Annotated in this window: 15 protein-coding genes; 7 read left to right on the forward strand and 8 right to left on the reverse strand. The window is 66.3% G+C overall.

The window, feature by feature from the left end; all coding sequences use genetic code 11:
- Nucleotides 1–36 precede the first annotated feature (36 nt).
- Together dapD and LFT45_RS15105 are read left to right on the forward strand one after the other, a co-directional pair.
- On the forward strand, nucleotides 37–1,065 hold the full coding sequence (gene dapD, locus LFT45_RS15100) for a 2,3,4,5-tetrahydropyridine-2,6-dicarboxylate N-succinyltransferase (RefSeq protein ID WP_236804291.1): 1,029 nt from the start codon (nucleotides 37–39) through the stop codon (nucleotides 1,063–1,065).
- Nucleotides 1,066–1,143: 78 nt separating this feature from the next.
- Nucleotides 1,144–1,995, forward strand: coding sequence for a hypothetical protein (locus LFT45_RS15105; protein WP_236804292.1), 852 nt, complete (start codon nucleotides 1,144–1,146; stop codon nucleotides 1,993–1,995).
- A 44-nt stretch (nucleotides 1,996–2,039) separates the two neighbouring features.
- Here the strand turns inward: LFT45_RS15105 and LFT45_RS15110 are convergent, their stop codons facing one another.
- Together LFT45_RS15110 and LFT45_RS15115 are read right to left on the reverse strand one after the other, a co-directional pair.
- Nucleotides 2,040–2,651, reverse strand: a complete 612-nt coding sequence (locus tag LFT45_RS15110) for a hypothetical protein (RefSeq protein WP_102973809.1) — start codon at nucleotides 2,649–2,651, stop codon at nucleotides 2,040–2,042.
- 89 nt (nucleotides 2,652–2,740) lie between these two features.
- On the reverse strand, nucleotides 2,741–3,379 hold the full coding sequence (locus LFT45_RS15115) for a TetR/AcrR family transcriptional regulator (protein WP_236804294.1): 639 nt from the start codon (nucleotides 3,377–3,379) through the stop codon (nucleotides 2,741–2,743).
- Between the two features lie 70 nt (nucleotides 3,380–3,449).
- Here LFT45_RS15115 and galE point away from each other — a divergent pair, with 70 nt between their 5' ends.
- Nucleotides 3,450–4,466: a UDP-glucose 4-epimerase GalE gene (gene galE / locus LFT45_RS15120; RefSeq protein WP_236804296.1), complete on the forward strand. Its 1,017-nt coding sequence runs from the start codon at nucleotides 3,450–3,452 to the stop codon at nucleotides 4,464–4,466.
- Nucleotides 4,467–4,542: 76 nt separating this feature from the next.
- On the opposite strand, the gene LFT45_RS15125 is transcribed toward galE, so the two are convergent.
- The 3 genes from LFT45_RS15125 to fdxA all read right to left on the reverse strand — a co-directional run bounded on the left by LFT45_RS15125 (nucleotide 4,543) and on the right by fdxA (nucleotide 7,565).
- Entirely contained in the window at nucleotides 4,543–5,844 is a 1,302-nt protein-coding gene (locus LFT45_RS15125) for a citrate synthase (RefSeq protein ID WP_111905727.1), read from the reverse strand.
- Nucleotides 5,845–6,085: 241 nt separating this feature from the next.
- A complete protein-coding gene (gene dapC / locus LFT45_RS15130) occupies nucleotides 6,086–7,225 on the reverse strand; it encodes a succinyldiaminopimelate transaminase (protein WP_272912718.1) in 1,140 nt (379 codons plus the stop codon).
- Between the two features lie 13 nt (nucleotides 7,226–7,238).
- Nucleotides 7,239–7,565, reverse strand: coding sequence for a ferredoxin (fdxA, locus tag LFT45_RS15135; RefSeq protein ID WP_102973806.1), 327 nt, complete (start codon nucleotides 7,563–7,565; stop codon nucleotides 7,239–7,241).
- A 154-nt stretch (nucleotides 7,566–7,719) separates the two neighbouring features.
- Here fdxA and LFT45_RS15140 point away from each other — a divergent pair, with 154 nt between their 5' ends.
- The gene (locus LFT45_RS15140) at nucleotides 7,720–7,977 is read left to right on the forward strand and encodes a putative acetyltransferase (protein WP_236804298.1); all 258 of its coding nucleotides are present in this window, start codon (nucleotides 7,720–7,722) and stop codon (nucleotides 7,975–7,977) included.
- Nucleotides 7,978–8,059: 82 nt separating this feature from the next.
- Entirely contained in the window at nucleotides 8,060–8,569 is a 510-nt protein-coding gene (locus LFT45_RS15145) for a helix-turn-helix domain-containing protein (RefSeq protein ID WP_236804300.1), read from the forward strand.
- On the opposite strand, the gene LFT45_RS15150 is transcribed toward LFT45_RS15145, so the two are convergent.
- Nucleotides 8,566–8,961 carry a hypothetical protein gene (locus LFT45_RS15150; protein WP_236804302.1) on the reverse strand — a complete coding sequence of 132 codons (396 nt, stop codon included), beginning with the start codon at nucleotides 8,959–8,961 and terminating at the stop codon, nucleotides 8,566–8,568. The two genes, LFT45_RS15145 and LFT45_RS15150, sit on opposite strands and share 4 nt — an antisense overlap.
- A 27-nt stretch (nucleotides 8,962–8,988) precedes the next feature.
- On the reverse strand, nucleotides 8,989–10,917 hold the full coding sequence (gene typA, locus LFT45_RS15155) for a translational GTPase TypA (protein WP_111905723.1): 1,929 nt from the start codon (nucleotides 10,915–10,917) through the stop codon (nucleotides 8,989–8,991).
- 271 nt (nucleotides 10,918–11,188) lie between these two features.
- Here typA and LFT45_RS15160 point away from each other — a divergent pair, with 271 nt between their 5' ends.
- Complete coding sequence (locus LFT45_RS15160) at nucleotides 11,189–12,040, forward strand: SGNH/GDSL hydrolase family protein (RefSeq protein WP_236804304.1); 852 nt, start codon at nucleotides 11,189–11,191, stop codon at nucleotides 12,038–12,040.
- Between the two features lie 88 nt (nucleotides 12,041–12,128).
- Here LFT45_RS15160 and LFT45_RS15165 read toward each other — a convergent pair whose 3' ends face one another.
- Entirely contained in the window at nucleotides 12,129–14,003 is a 1,875-nt protein-coding gene (locus LFT45_RS15165) for an ABC transporter ATP-binding protein (protein WP_236804305.1), read from the reverse strand.
- Between the two features lie 79 nt (nucleotides 14,004–14,082).
- On the opposite strand from LFT45_RS15165, the gene LFT45_RS15170 reads away from it, so the two are divergent.
- Nucleotides 14,083–14,712 carry a PH domain-containing protein gene (locus LFT45_RS15170; protein WP_236804307.1) on the forward strand — a complete coding sequence of 210 codons (630 nt, stop codon included), beginning with the start codon at nucleotides 14,083–14,085 and terminating at the stop codon, nucleotides 14,710–14,712.
- Nucleotides 14,713–14,716 lie beyond the last annotated feature (4 nt).

Here is a 14,716-nt window from a genome sequence, read left to right on the forward strand (position 1 = left end):
TTCGGTGCGTGCACGTCGTCTCGATAGACTTGGCGCATGACTGAAACCGCTTCTTCCGCCGTGCCCGCTGCCCAGACACTGTCCGACGATTCCCGTTCGGCCTATGGATTCGGCGTAGCCACCATCGCCACGCGGAACGGCGAAGCCACCGTGCTGGATGCCTGGTTCCCCGCCCCCGCCCTCGGTGTTGCCGCCGAAAGCCTCCGCGCCGTGGAAAACGCCGACGAAACCCTGGCTGACATCGCGGCCGCCGGCACCGATGCCGACCGCGGCACCGAGCAGAAGGTGGTGTTCGTCCAGATCAACCTGGACGAGGCCCCGGCGGACACCGCCGATGCCTACCTGCGCCTGCACCTGCTCTCGCACCGCCTGGTCCGGCCCAACAGCATCAACCTGGACGGCATCTTCGGCAAGCTCCCGAACGTCGTCTGGACCAACTTCGGCCCGTGCGCCGTGGACGGGTTCGAACTGACCCGCGCCAAGCTGCGCAAGCGCGGCGCGGTCACCGTCTACGGCGTGGACAAGTTCCCGCGCATGGTGGACTACGTCGTTCCGGCGGGCGTCCGCATTGCCGACGCCGATCGCGTGCGCCTGGGCGCCCACCTGGCCGATGGCACCACCGTCATGCACGAGGGCTTCGTGAACTTCAACGCCGGCACGCTGGGGACCTCGATGGTTGAGGGCCGCATTTCCGCCGGTGTGGTGGCCGGTGACGGAACCGACGTCGGCGGCGGTGCCTCGATCATGGGCACCCTCTCCGGCGGCGGCAAGGAGAAGGTGTCCCTGGGCCAGCGGGTCCTGCTGGGTGCCAACTCCGGCGTCGGCATCAGCATCGGGGACGACTCCGTAGTGGAGGCCGGACTGTACGTCACGGCAGGCACCCGTGTCCGGATTTCCGGGCCCAAGGACGCTGACGGCGAGGACACCAGCAAGATCGTCAAGGCCGTGGAGCTGTCCGGCGTGCCGAACCTGCTCTTCCGCCGCAACTCCACCACGGGTGAAGTCGAAGCCCTGCCCCGCCAGGGCCAGACCGTGGAACTGAACGACGCCCTGCACGCCAACTGACGGCACGCCAACCGACCGTGAGGACATAGCCGGCACGCCACCCAGAAGGGCGTGCCGGCGGATTGCTGGAGTAACAACGTGACACGCAGACGCAGGCTGCGCGGGGCTGTCATCGGCGGCCTCTCCCTCGTCCTGGTCGCTGGCGGCATCTACACCGCGGCCACTTTGCTGCAGCGCTCCGAGCAACTGATCACCGAGGAATGCACCGCCGCCGTCGGCTCACAGCGCGCGGACCTGGCCACCGACCAGGCCGCGAACGCGGCGCTGATCACGGCTGTGGCGGTGCGACGCGGTCTCCCTCCACGTGCAGCCAGCATTGCCCTGGCCACCGCCATGCAGGAATCCAAGCTTCGGAACATCGGCCACGGCGACCTGGCCGGTCCGGACTCCAGGGGCCTGTTCCAGCAGCGCCCATCCCAGGGGTGGGGCACCCAGGACCAGGTCATGGACCCGGTCTACGCCACGAACGCCTTCTACGACGCCCTCGTGAAGGTGCCCGGCTACGCCACCTTGGAAATCACCGACGCCGCGCAGCGCGTCCAGCGCTCCGCCTACCCGAGGGCCTACGCCGAGCACGAGGCGATGGCACGGTCCTTCGCCTCGGCATTGACGGGTGAGACGCCCGCTGCCCTGAACTGCACGCTCCGCTCACCGGACACCGCCGGCAACACCGCCAGCATGCTCATGGGGCTGGAAGCCGCCTACGGAACCATCCAGACGGCGGCCTCCGGCCAAACGCTGGAGGTGGACGTCGCCGACAGCTATGCCTGGTCCGTGGCCCACTGGGCGGTGGCAAACGCCGAAGAGTATGCGGTGGAACGGGTTGATGTGAACGGAAAGCGGTGGGACAGAAAAGCCCGCGACGGGTGGCAGGATGCGCCGGACGCGGGCGGCCGGGTGGCCATCACGCTTGCTGCCGCCGGATCGTGACTCTGCGGACGTCCTGAATCTACGGACTGCCTGAATCCGTGGACTTAGACGAGGATCTCCACGACCGGCTGCACGTAGCTGCGGAACACCTCGGGCTGCGAGAGCAGCTCGTGGCTCATGATGATCTTGTCCGGCTCCAGGTACCACGCCCGCTGCTCATCGAGCGGCAGCTCTATAATCGTCAGCGCAAAGTCCCGCGAATCCCGGCCCACCTCCAGCAGCCGGTCCTCCACGATGTCCTCAATGAGGTGCGCGGAGCCTCCGGCCACGCGTTCGGCCTCCAGTTCGGCATACTCCGCGCGCCGCTCCCTGGCCCACGTCAGGGCTGCGCCGAAATGCGCCTGCAGGACCTTGCGCAATGCCGGCGAGTTGGCAAAGGAGCGAAATCCCGGCGGCGACAGTTCAGGGGACATCTGCGGGTGCGCCTTGAGCAGCTGCTCCCACCAGGCTTCCCACTCGGTTTTGAGGGCGCTGATGCCGCCCACTTCGGCGGTGAGATGGGAATGGTCCACGTGGCGGACCTTGGGTGCAGCATGCGAAAGCGGCGGAAACCCCGCACCGTCGAGTCCGGCAACATCACGTATATAAAGGGCAATAAGCATGGGACCCGACGTGTCCATAGTGATTCGCCAGCCTGGACCGCCTGTGTGCTGCATGCGTATGCCTCCTTGGCATCTCGTTTTCCACCCCGTTGTGCCGGCAACCCGCTCTCCGGCTTTCAGTCTATTCCCCCAGCCCGGGGAGGTTAATGGTTGGCACTGACCCTCCTGCGGAGGCCCTCGATGTGCAATTCGAGCACGTCACGGCACATTTCCGGGGACATCCAGCCCGGCTGTAGCAGGGCATGCATGGCCAGCCCGTCCAGTGTGGCCAGCAAGTGTTCGGCAGCAGTCACCAGCTGCGGCCCGGCATCGTCCGCCGTGGCATCCTGCTCACGCACGAGCCGGTTGATCACCTGACCGACGACGGCAGCCACCGCCCGATGGCTTCTGTCCGCCTCGGCGGCGAGGAAAGGCCGGGTCCTCGCGGCATTCCGGAACGCCAGCCAGGCGCATGCATCCAGGGCGCGTTCTTCGTCCAGGGGCAGGAATTCGCCCAGCAGTGTTAATACCGCCAGATCTTCGTCGGCCCCATCGGCTGCCGGCCCGAGCCCTGTAAGCGCTTCATTGAGGCGCGTCAGGATGCGGCCGGAAACAGCTGTAAAGGAGTAGGCCAGCAGGTCATCGCTGCTTTCGAAGTAGTGCCGCACCGAGCCCACCGCGAGGCCCGCCTCATCCGCCACTTCCCGCAGGGACGCTCCTTCCAGCCCGTCTGTGGCGATGATCCTGCACACGGCGCCAACGATCTCCTGCCGGCGCTGGGCGGCGTCCACAATTTTGGGCATCTCTCTTTCTAGCACACATGCGCTAGAAACACTCCGTGGGGGCAAGTGTGGTTGCGGTATCGTGGACAGCATGAAAATTCTGGTTACTGGCGGCACCGGGTACATCGGTTCGCACACCGTTTTGTCCCTTCAGGAAGCCGGGCATGACGTGGTTGTCATTGATAACCTCATTAACTCCAGTGACGAAGCGCTGCGCCGGGTCGCCGAGCTAACAGGGAAGCCGGCTGCGTTCCACCGCACGGACCTTCTGGACGAGCAGGCCGTGGACGCTGTCTTCGCCGAGCACGCCGTTGACGCCGTCATTCATTTTGCTGGGCTCAAAGCCGTGGGTGAATCCGTCAGCGAACCTCTGAAGTATTACCATAACAACCTCGTTGGTACCCTCAACCTGCTCCGGTCGATGGACCGGCACAATGTCCGCTCGATCGTATTTAGCTCCTCGGCCACCGTCTACGGCGAACACAACGCTATCCCGTACGTGGAAAAGATGGAGATCGGTGCGAACAACCCCTATGGCCGCACCAAGGAACAGATCGAAGATATTCTGTCCGACCTCGGCGCCGCAGACGGCCGCTGGCATATAGCCCTCCTGCGCTACTTCAACCCGGTGGGGGCCCACCCGTCGGGACGAATCGGCGAGGACCCCCAGGGCATCCCCAACAACCTCGTACCCTTCATCGCCCAGGTCGCCGTCGGCCGGCGTGAAAAGCTCATGGTGTTCGGCGGTGACTACGACACCCCGGATGGAACCTGCCTGCGTGACTACATCCACGTCGTTGACCTTGCCGAAGGCCACGTGGCGGCCCTGAACCACATCGCGGAACGCGCTGGTGTGTTCCGCTGGAACCTCGGCTCAGGGACGGGTTCCTCGGTGCTCGAAGTGCTGCGGTCCTTCGAAAAGGCCGTGGGCAGGCCGATCCCCCACGAGATCACCGGCCGCCGTGCCGGCGACCTTCCCGCATTCTGGGCAGACGCCACGTCCGCACTGGCCGACCTCTCCTGGTCCACCTCGAAGTCCCTTGACCAGATGTGCGAGGACCACTGGCGTTGGCAAAAAAACAATCCGCAGGGCTACTCAGCCGACTAAGAGCTCATCGTTGACAACGCGAACGGCGGCCGCCCACCGGAAGGTGGGCGGCCGCCGTCGTAATTCGTCGCGGGGATTAGCGGGCGGGGTACTGCCGCTCGGGCTCGCCCGTGTAGAGCTGCCGCGGACGGCCGATCTTGGTGTTGGGATCGTTGATCATTTCGCGCCACTGGGCAATCCAGCCCGGCAGGCGGCCGATGGCGAACAGGACGGTGAACATCTTCTCCGGGAAGCCCATGGCCTTGTAGATCAGGCCCGTGTAGAAGTCCACGTTCGGGTACAGCTTGCGCTGGATGAAGTAGTCATCATTCAGCGCCTTCTCTTCGAGGCGCAAGGCGATCTCCAGGAGTTCATCGTGGCCGCCGAGCTTGCTGAGGATCTCGTGTGCGGTTGCCTTGACGATCTTGGCGCGCGGGTCGTAGTTCTTGTAGACCCGGTGGCCGAAGCCCATCAGGCGGACGCCGTCTTCCTTGTTCTTGACCTTCTCCATGTAGTCCTCGGGCTTGGTGCCGTCGGCCTGGATCTGGCGGAGCATCTTCAGGACGGCCTCGTTGGCGCCGCCGTGGGCGGGGCCGAAGAGGGCGTTGATGCCGGCGGACACGGACGCGAAGAGGTTGGCATTGGAGGAACCGACCAGCCGCACCGTGGAGGTCGAGCAGTTCTGCTCGTGGTCCGCGTGCAGGATGAGGAGCAGGTCCAGCGCCTTGGCGACCACCGGGTCCACCTCGTACTGCTCAGCCGGCAGGCCGAAGCTCAGGCGCAGGAAGTTCTCCACCAGGTTGTGGGAGTTGTCCGGGTACAGCATCGGCTGCCCGATCGACTTCTTGTGGGCGTAGGCCGCAATGACCGGCAGCTTCGCCATCAGGCGGATGGTGGAAACCTCCACCTGCTCGTCATTGAACGGGTCCAACGAGTCCTGGTAGAACGTGGACAGCGCGGAGACGGCGGAGGACAGCACGGGCATCGGGTGTGCGTCCCGGGGGAAGCCGCCGAAGAAGCCCTTGAGCTCCTCGTGCAGCAGGGTGTGGCGGCGGATCTTCTGGTCGAAGTCCTCCAGCTCGGCCGGCGTCGGGAGGTTGCCGTAGATCAGCAGGTAGGAGACTTCCAGAAAGCTGGAGTGCTGGGCAAGCTGCTCGATCGGGTAACCGCGGTACCGCAGGATGCCCGCGTCGCCGTCGATGTAGGTGATGGCCGACGTCGTGGCGGCCGTGTTCATGAAGCCAGGGTCAAAGGCAACGGCGCCGGTCTGCTTCAGTAGCTTGGAAACGTCGTAGCCTTCGTTTCCCTCAACAACCTTGATGCGCGGAAGTTCGAGTTCGCCGCCCGCGTGGCGCAAGATCGCGCTGGTTGTCTCAGTTGCGCTGGTGGTCTCAGTCATGGAGTCCCCTTCATGAGGCCTCTTGGCCTCGCTAGAAAGCTTGATCCAACATCAGGTGAGCCGCGCGGGATCCCGCACGGCGGGACATCCAACGGCCGTGCTGCCTTCTTGTAGAAAGCCACCATTGATAGTCAGTTAAAAACTACCGCCACTTGCGGGCTGCCACTAATCCGGAAGCGCCAAATTATCCCCAAAACGGGCAAGTTGTGGCGCGAGTCACATCATTGTTACGGCGCCACCGCTATGCCAGGCGGGACACCGCGGCGTCGATTCGCTCGTCGGTTCCGGTGAGGGCCACGCGAACATAGCCGTGCCCCGCGTCGCCGTAGAACACCCCCGGACCCACCACGATCCCCCGCTCGGCGAGGCGAGCCACGGTGTCCCAGGTTCCTTCGCCCGCCGTGCACCACAGGTACAGGCCGGCGGCGGACTGGTGCAGCGTTAGCCCGAAGGACTCAAGCGCCGGCAGGAGCCGCTCCCGCCGCCCGCGGTACAGATCCTTCTGCTCCACAACGTGCGAGTCGTCGCCGAGGGCCACGCGCATGGCTTCCTGCACCGGGTATGGCACGATCATGCCGGCGTGCTTGCGGCTGTTGACGAGGTTGGCCATGAGGGCCGCATCCCCGGCAACGAAGGCCGCCCGGTAGCCGGCCACGTTGGACTGCTTGCTCAGCGAGTACACGGCCAGGAGACCGTCGTGGGACGCACCGGCGACGCGTGGATCCAGGATGCTGGGAACAGCCTGTCCCCCGCGTTGCAGGTCCCACTCGCCCCAGCCAAGCTCGGCGTAGCACTCATCGGAGGCCACCAGGGCACCGATTTCGCGGGCCTGGTGCACGATCTTCTTCAGTGACGCGGCGTCCCGGACGCTGCCGGTGGGGTTGCCCGGCGAGTTGACCCAGATCAGCCGGACCTTTGCCCGGGTGGCCGCGTCCAGTTCGTCGAGGTCATCAGCCGCTACCGCCGTGGCCCCGGCGAACGTGGCCCCGATGTCGTAGGTGGGGTAGGCGACCGTGGGCCGGACGACGACGTCTCCCGGCTTGAGGCCCAGCAGGAACGGCAGCCACGCCACGAGTTCCTTGGAGCCCACCGTCGGCATGACGGCGCGGGGGTCCAGCCCCTCGACTCCCCGGCGGCGGGCGAACCACGCGGCGATGGCCTCCCGGAGCGCCACCGTGCCGTGCACGGTGGGATAACCGGGCGCATCCGCGGCCGCCTTCAGGGCGTCCTGGATGACCGGGGGCGTCGGGTCCACGGGCGTGCCGATGGACAGGTTGACCGCGCCGCCCGGGTGTTCAGCCGCTTTGGCGAGGTACGGCGCCATGGCCTCCCACGGGTAGTCGGGCAGGCTAAGGCCGAAACTGCGCACAGCTGTAGTCACGAAGGGGTCCGCCTCAGTGGTCCTGGTTCTGCGGCGGGAGCGCTGCAATCATCGGGTGGTCCTTGCCGGTATTGCCCACCTTGGCGGCGCCGCCTGGGGAGCCGAGGTCGTCAAAGAACTCGACGTTCGCCTTGTAGTAGTCTGCCCATTCCTCGGGGGTGTCATCCTCGTAGTAAATGGCTTCCACCGGGCAGACGGGCTCGCATGCACCGCAGTCGACGCACTCATCGGGATGGATATAGAGGGAGCGATCGCCTTCGTAGATGCAATCGACGGGGCACTCCTCAATGCATGCCTTGTCCTTAACATCTACACACGGCTGCGCGATTACGTACGTCACGTCCCTTGCCTCTCCACGTTGATTCCCGGCGACTGGCCGGTTGCTGCATCCGGCCTGCGTGCCGGGCTGTCCACTTCAGAGCCTATTATCTCCCAGGCCCTTCCCGCTAACGAAGCGGGCGCGTCACACTCCGGGCGCGTCATACGATGGACCGGTGAGTCTGACAACACCAACGCCCCGGCAGTTCCTGGCCTCGGCCCCCGCCGGAACGCGCGTGGTGGTGCGGTACAGGATCGACGGCGGCTTTACGGATGCGCTGGGAGTCCTCCTGGCGTGCGGCGAAAGTGAGTGCACCGTGCGGACCCGCAGGTCCGACGTCGGCATTCCCCTGGACAGCGTGGTGGCCGCCAAACAGGTGCCGCCGGCCCCGCCGCGGCGGGGTTCACGGCTGGCCCCGCCCGCCGCGGACTGACAACCAACCTCGGGCCCCTGGCTTCAGTTCCGGGCAGTGAGTGGCATATGTCTATCGTTCGTTGCTCGTTACACTGGCGTCTATGACACCCCCGCCGGAAAGCGATGACGCGGACCTGGTGGCAAAGGGCCGCGCCCTAAGTTCTCCGCTACGGCTGAGGATTCTTCGTCTATGCCTGCACCAGTCACGTACCAACAAGGAGATCGCCGAGCTGCTCGGCCTCAATCCCGCGTCCAGCCTCCACCACGTCCGCACCCTGGTGCGGACCGGGTTCCTGCTGGCGGAGGAGCGCCGGAAGGGGCGGCGGGGAGCCACCGAGGTGCCCTACATCGCCAGCCGAAAGTCGTGGAGCACTCCTGTGGACAACGTTGCGCCCATCCTCATTGAAACGTTCCTGCTGGAAACCCGCGACCTTCCGCCCGAGGACATCGAGGTGTGGCGCCTCGGGGTGAAGTTCAACACCGCCAGGCGGGAGGAAATGCTGGCCAAGCTCCGCGCTGTCATGGAGGAGTACATGGCACTTCCCGCAGACGACGACGGCGAGGCCACCTCGCTCATGATTGCGCACCACCGGGACCCGGCGGCAGATTAGCCGCGCTGAAGCCGGCCGGCTGACGGGCGGCTGTACCGCCGGCACCAGGCCAGCATCGCGACGGTAACCACCACGATCCCGTAGACCCAGATGCCTCCGGCCAGGTCACCGGCAATCAGCCGCTTGCCCGGCTCCATGCCGGACCACCAGCCGGCCAGGGCATAGCAGACCGCGCCGCACACCGCCGTCGGAATCAGCGTCCGGAACGCCGCCCCGAGGAACAGCTGAAGCGATGCCAGGAGCAGCAGCGCCGCCACGGCACCCACGGGCAGAGCTGAACCGGCGGCGGCCAACTCCTGGCCGTGCAGCGCGGTTCCGGCGAGGGCAGCAAAAAGAGCTGCCGGCACGGCGGCGGCCAGGCCACCTGCCATGCCGGCAGCTCTTCTGTTCACTGTTTCAGTTCCCTGCGAAGGGTGCCGTTATGCCTTCGCGCGGGCGCGGTTGGCCTTGGCGCGCTCGTTGGTGTCAAGGATGACCTTGCGGATGCGGATGGCGTCCGGGGTAACCTCAACGCACTCGTCCTCGCGGGCGAATTCGAGGGACTCTTCGAGGGTCAGGTCACGCGGCGGCGTCAGGTTTTCGAAGGTGTCCGAGGACGCCGCACGCATGTTGGTGAGCTTCTTTTCCTTCGTGATGTTCACGTCCATGTCGTCGGCGCGGGAGTTCTCGCCCACGATCATGCCTTCGTACACCTCGGAGGTGGGCTTGACGAAGAAGGAGCCGCGTTCCTGCAGGTTGATCATGGCGAACGGGGTCACGACGCCTGCACGGTCAGCCACCATGGAACCGTTGGTGCGGTATTCAATCGGGCCGGCCCAGGGCTCGTAGCCCTCGGAGATGGAGGCTGCGATGCCGGCGCCGCGGGTGTCCGTCAGGAACTTGGTGCGGAAGCCGATCAGGCCACGGGCGGGAACGATGAACTCCATGCGGCACCAGCCGGTGCCGTGGTTCGCCATGTTGGTCATGCGGCCCTTGCGGGCGGCCATCAGCTGGGTGACCGCGCCGAGGTACTCTTCCGGCACGTCGATGGTCATGTGTTCCATCGGCTCGTGGATCTTGCCGTCAACCGTCCGGGTGACAACCTGCGGCTTGCCCACGGTCAGCTCGAAGCCTTCACGGCGCATCTGCTCCACGAGGATGGCCAGCGCGAGCTCGCCGCGGCCCTGGACTTCCCAGGCATCCGGGCGCTCGGTGGGGAGAACCTTGATGGAGACGTTACCGATCAGTTCCTTGTCCAGGCGGTCCTTCACTTGGCGGGCCGTGACCTTGGCGCCCTTGACCTTGCCGGCCAGCGGGGAGGTGTTGATACCGATGGTCATAGAGATCGCGGGATCGTCAACGGTGATCAGCGGCAGCGGCTGCGGGTTCTCGACATCGGTCAGGGTCTCACCGATGGTGATTTCCTCGATGCCGGCGACGGCGACGATCTCGCCAGGGCCGGCGGACTCAGCAGGAACGCGCTCGAGCGCCTTGGTGGCGAGGAGTTCGGTGATCTTGACGGTCTTCAGCTCACCGTTGGCGCGGGCCCAGGCAACCTGCTGGCCCTTGCGGAGGGTGCCGTTGTAGATGCGCAGCAGGGCGAGACGGCCCAGGAACGGGGAGGCGTCCAGGTTGGTGACGTGCGCCTGCAGGACACCTTCCGGGTTGTAGGTGGGGGCGGGGATGTGCTCGATGATCGCGCTGAAGAGCGGCTCGAGGTCCTCGTTCTCCGGGGCAGTGCCGTCGGCCGGCTGCTCCAGGGATGCGCGGCCTACCTTTGCGGCGGCGTAAACCACCGGGACGTTGAGGATCTTGTCCAGGTCGAGGTCCGGAACCTCATCGGCAAGGTCGGAGGCCAGGCCCAGCAGCAGGTCCATGGACTCGTGGACGACCTCTTCGATGCGGGCGTCGGGGCGGTCGGTCTTGTTGACCAGGAGGATCACCGGCAGGTGGGCGGCGAGGGCCTTGCGGAGAACGAAGCGGGTCTGGGGCAGCGGGCCCTCAGAGGCATCCACGAGAAGAACAACGCCGTCCACCATGGACAGTCCGCGCTCCACTTCGCCGCCGAAGTCGGCGTGGCCGGGGGTGTCGATGACGTTGATGGTGATGGTTTCGCCGTTGGAGGACGGTCCGTTGTAGGCCACCGTGGTGTTCTTGGCCAGGATGGTGATGCCCTTTTCGCGCTCCAGGTCACCGGAGTCCATGACGCGGTCTTCGAGGTGGTTGTGCTCGGCAAAGGAGTTGGTCTGCTTGAGCATGGCGTCCACAAGGGTGGTCTTGCCGTGGTCAACGTGGGCCACAATCGCGACGTTGCGCAGGTCACTGCGAACTGCAGTTGCTACCGCGGTGTTGGTGGTGGTTTCAGACATGCGTTATTGCTCGATTCAGTGGTGAAGTCAGCTGTTGTATCGCGACATTTCCAACCGGAACGCACGACGGATCAGACCCTTAACACAGGGCACCTGCCTCCAGTCTAAACGCTGAGCCATTTATTGGCCTAAAACGGGCACCTTCTCCCACCCCGGCCCCGCTACCAAATCGTGAATGGGATCAGGCGTCTTGTGGGCAAAATCACTAGCTTTTCCGAAAGTGATCCCCCACTATTGCTAGACCACGTACGAACACGCCAGGAGTCCACGGATGTTACAAGCCTCGACGCGGGCCCTCCTGATTGGCCCGATCATCGCCGCCACCGTGTTTTTGGCCGGCTGCGGCGCGGCGACCGTACCGGCGTCCGGTGCGGGATCGGCGGCGCCCGCGGCGCCGCGTGCCGCCGCCCCGGAGGCCGCCCCCGGTGAGGCCATGGCCGCCGGCCCGGCCGTCGTGAGCGACCTGGGGGCCGCCGTCAACCCCGCCAGCCTTCCCGCCGGAGCGCTGTACCGCAATCCGGCCAACGGGCGGGACGAAGTAATCGTTGGCAACATCGCCCGCACCGCACTGCTAATCGGTGACTCGCAGTCGGAGCCGCAGGCCAGCTGGCCGCGCCGGGCGCTGGCGGGGCTGGGCTACGACGTCTTCTTCTGCGGCAAGGGCGGCACAGGCTATGTCGCCTCCAACGGCACCACCGGCAATTACGTGGATGCCCTGCAGCGCGGCGACTGGCATCTCCCCTACGGTTTTCCGCCGTTGGTGGTCATCGAGGGCGGCGGAAACGACGCGAAGCAAGGGGCGAGCGACGAGCAGATCTCGGCCAACGCGGACCGGCTGATTAGGACGATCAAGCAGCGGTACCCGGGCGCGAAGCTGGCCATGGTGGGAACCTTGGGCAAGGGAGCGCACCACGGCGGCGGCCGGCGCGCCGAGGTGGACGCGCTGCTGGGGACCGTCGCCGCGGACCACGGGATTCCGTTCGTCGGTGTCGGGGACTGGCTCTCCCGCTACGGGCTGGAGGCGCAGCTTAAGGACAGCGTCCACGTGAACGGCGACGGTCACCGCGCCTTGGGTGCGCTGCTGGGTGCCAGGCTCGCGAAGCTGGGGCTGGCCCTGTCCTAGGTGCATTGGTGCAGACCCGCGTTATAGGCAGAAAAGGAGCCGGTATCCACGTTTGTGTGAATACCGGCTCCTGTTTTTTGTTGCCGCGCTACTTCGTTCCGGTGGCCAGCAGCTGTGCCCGCAGTTCCCGGCGCTCGCGCTGCTGTTCCGGATCCGGCAGCGGCACGGCGGCAAGCAGCCGCTGCGTGTAGGCCTCCTGCGGGTTCCGCAGGATCTGGTCGCGGGAGCCCTGCTCCACGATGCGGCCGCGCTGCATGACACAGATGCGGTCAGCCAGCACATCCACGACGGCGAGGTCGTGGGTGACGAACAGGCAGGCGAACCCGAGTTCACGCTGGAGGTTCTGGAACAGCTCCAGGACCTTGGCCTGCACGGACACGTCGAGCGCAGACGTCGGCTCGTCGGCCACCATGAGCTTCGGCTTGAGCGAGAGCGCCCGGGCGATGCCGACGCGCTGTTTCTGCCCGCCGGACAGCTCGTGCGGGTACCTGTTCCGGTAGTTCCGCGGCAGCTCCACCTGGTCCAGCAGCGCCTCGATGCGCTTCTGCAGGTCGGCGCCCTTCGCCACGCCGGCAAGGTACATCGGCTCGCCGATGCTTTCGCCGATGGGCAGGCGCGGGTTCAGGGATGAGGACGGGTCCTGGAACACCATGCCGATGTGGCGGCGCACCTGATGCAGCTGTTTGCCGTTCTTTTTAGCAGCAGAGATGTCCTCCCCCACAACACGCATCGTTCCGGCAGCCACCGGCAGCAGTCCGACGGCGGCCCGCCCGATGGTGGTTTTGCCCGATCCAGACTCCCCCACGAGGCCCACAACCTGCCCCGGATGGATGGTCAGGTTGGCCCCCTCGACGGCGCGGAAGGCCGGCACGCGGCCCTGCTTGGGGTACTCGATGGCGACGTCGGTCAGCTCCAGGACCGGTTCCCCCACGGGCCCCCTGGATTCGGCCGCTGCCAGGGCCGCCGCGTTCTCCCGCTCGCGCCGGACCAGTTCGTCGTGGTCAACGGAGTCAAGCTCCGCGTGGGTGGCCGCTGCCAGCGCCGCTGTCACGTCAACGTCCGGCGCAGCGTCCGTTCCGCCCTGCCCGAGGTGCGGCACAGCCGCAAGCAGCGCCTGCGTGTAGGGATGCTGGGGGTTGTGGAAGATCTGCTCGGCGGTGCCGGTCTCCACGATCAGGCCCCTGCGCATGACCGCGATCCGGTCCGCCAGGTCCGCCACGACGCCCATGTCGTGCGTGATCAGGACGATGGCACTGTCCAGCTTGTTGCGCAGGTTCCGCATGAGGTCCAGGATCTCCGCCTGCACCGTGACGTCCAGGGCCGTGGTGGGCTCGTCAGCGATCAGCAGCTTGGGATCGCAGGACAGCGACTGCGCGATCATGGCACGCTGCCGCTGGCCGCCGGAGAGCTGGTGCGGATAGGACTTGAACGCCTTCACCGGGTCCGGCAGCTCCACCAGCTCCAGCATCCGCAGCGCGCGCTCCTTGGCCTGGTCCGGAGAGACTTCGTTGTGCAGCCGCACCGTCTCGACGATCTGGGCACCCACCGTGTAGACCGGGTTCAGCGCCGTCATGGGCTCCTGGAAGATGACTGCCACGTCCTTGCCGCGGACACTGCGGAGGTTGGCCGCATCCGCGCCCAGCAACTCCCTGCCGGAGAGCCTGACGCTCCCGGACACCCTGCTGTTGCTGGGCAGCAGGCCGAGCAGCGCCATGGAGCTGGCACTCTTGCCCGAGCCGGACTCCCCCACGATGGCCAGGACCTCGCCGGCGCGGACCTCATAGTTAAGCCCGACGGCGGCCGGCACCCATTTCTTTTCCACGCCGAAGTCGACGCTGAGGTCGCGCACTTCGAGGACGACGGACCCCTTCCCGTCTGCCCTCCGCCGTCCGGTGCCGGGCTCAATGGAGTCCGGCTCCAGCGGGTCCGGGGACGGGCGGTCAGGGCTGATGTAGTCAGACATGTTGGGGTTTTCCTTCCACCCGGGCCAGCGGAGCAGCTGAGATTAGTGCTGCGGCCGGGAATACTGAATTATTGGGGGCATGAGCACAGTGCCGCATGCCGGAAACGCCGCAATCTTCAAGGCGCGCACCAACAAATGGTTTGCCGGTTTCTCGTGGTTCGTGGCGGCCGCCGGGCTGGCCGGCCTGGTGGTGGCGGGCGGACTCCCCTCCCTGGCCGGTGCCGCGCCGCTGCTGCTCATCGCCTACCTGGGCTGGCTGCTGTTCTGGCGGCCGGCGGTGGTTGTCCACGACGCCGGCGTCACCATAGAAAATCCGTTCCGCGCCATCACCGTGCCGTGGGCGGCGCTGGTGCAGGTGGACACCCGGTACGCGCTGACTCTTGTCACGCCCGGCCGAAGCTACGGGGCCTGGGCGGCTCCCGCCCCGGGCATCTGGGGCGGACGCAACGCCCGCCCGGAGGACCTCCGAGGACTGCCGGACAGCACGTACGGGCCCGGGAACTCCGTCCGCCCCGGCGACCTCAAGAGCACCGACTCGGGGCAGGCCGCACAGCTGGTCCGGGGACGCTGGCAGCAGCTGGTCGAATCGGGGCTGCTTGATGCCGGCGCAGCCGAAGCCACTCCGGTCAGCGTGAAGTTCCGCTGGCGTGAAGCTGCCGCAACTCTGATCCTTCTCGGGCTCAGCTACTGGAGCGTGGCCGCCCTGTAGGCAG

It is taken from the genome of Arthrobacter sp. FW305-BF8 (assembly GCF_021789315.1).
Lineage (GTDB): Bacteria > Actinomycetota > Actinomycetes > Actinomycetales > Micrococcaceae > Arthrobacter.

Coding starts and splice junctions, on each gene's coding strand:
- dapD (WP_236804291.1), top strand. CDS start 37: ATGACTGAAACCGCTTCTTCCGCCGTGCCCGCTGCCCAGACACTGTCC.
- LFT45_RS15110 (WP_102973809.1), bottom strand. CDS start 2,651: ATGCAGCACACAGGCGGTCCAGGCTGGCGAATCACTATGGACACGTCG.
- LFT45_RS15115 (WP_236804294.1), bottom strand. CDS start 3,379: ATGCCCAAAATTGTGGACGCCGCCCAGCGCCGGCAGGAGATCGTTGGC.
- galE (WP_236804296.1), top strand. CDS start 3,450: ATGAAAATTCTGGTTACTGGCGGCACCGGGTACATCGGTTCGCACACC.
- LFT45_RS15125 (WP_111905727.1), bottom strand. CDS start 5,844: ATGACTGAGACCACCAGCGCAACTGAGACAACCAGCGCGATCTTGCGC.
- LFT45_RS15145 (WP_236804300.1), top strand. CDS start 8,060: ATGACACCCCCGCCGGAAAGCGATGACGCGGACCTGGTGGCAAAGGGC.
- typA (WP_111905723.1), bottom strand. CDS start 10,917: ATGTCTGAAACCACCACCAACACCGCGGTAGCAACTGCAGTTCGCAGT.
- LFT45_RS15160 (WP_236804304.1), top strand. CDS start 11,189: ATGTTACAAGCCTCGACGCGGGCCCTCCTGATTGGCCCGATCATCGCC.
- LFT45_RS15165 (WP_236804305.1), bottom strand. CDS start 14,003: ATGTCTGACTACATCAGCCCTGACCGCCCGTCCCCGGACCCGCTGGAG.
- LFT45_RS15170 (WP_236804307.1), top strand. CDS start 14,083: ATGAGCACAGTGCCGCATGCCGGAAACGCCGCAATCTTCAAGGCGCGC.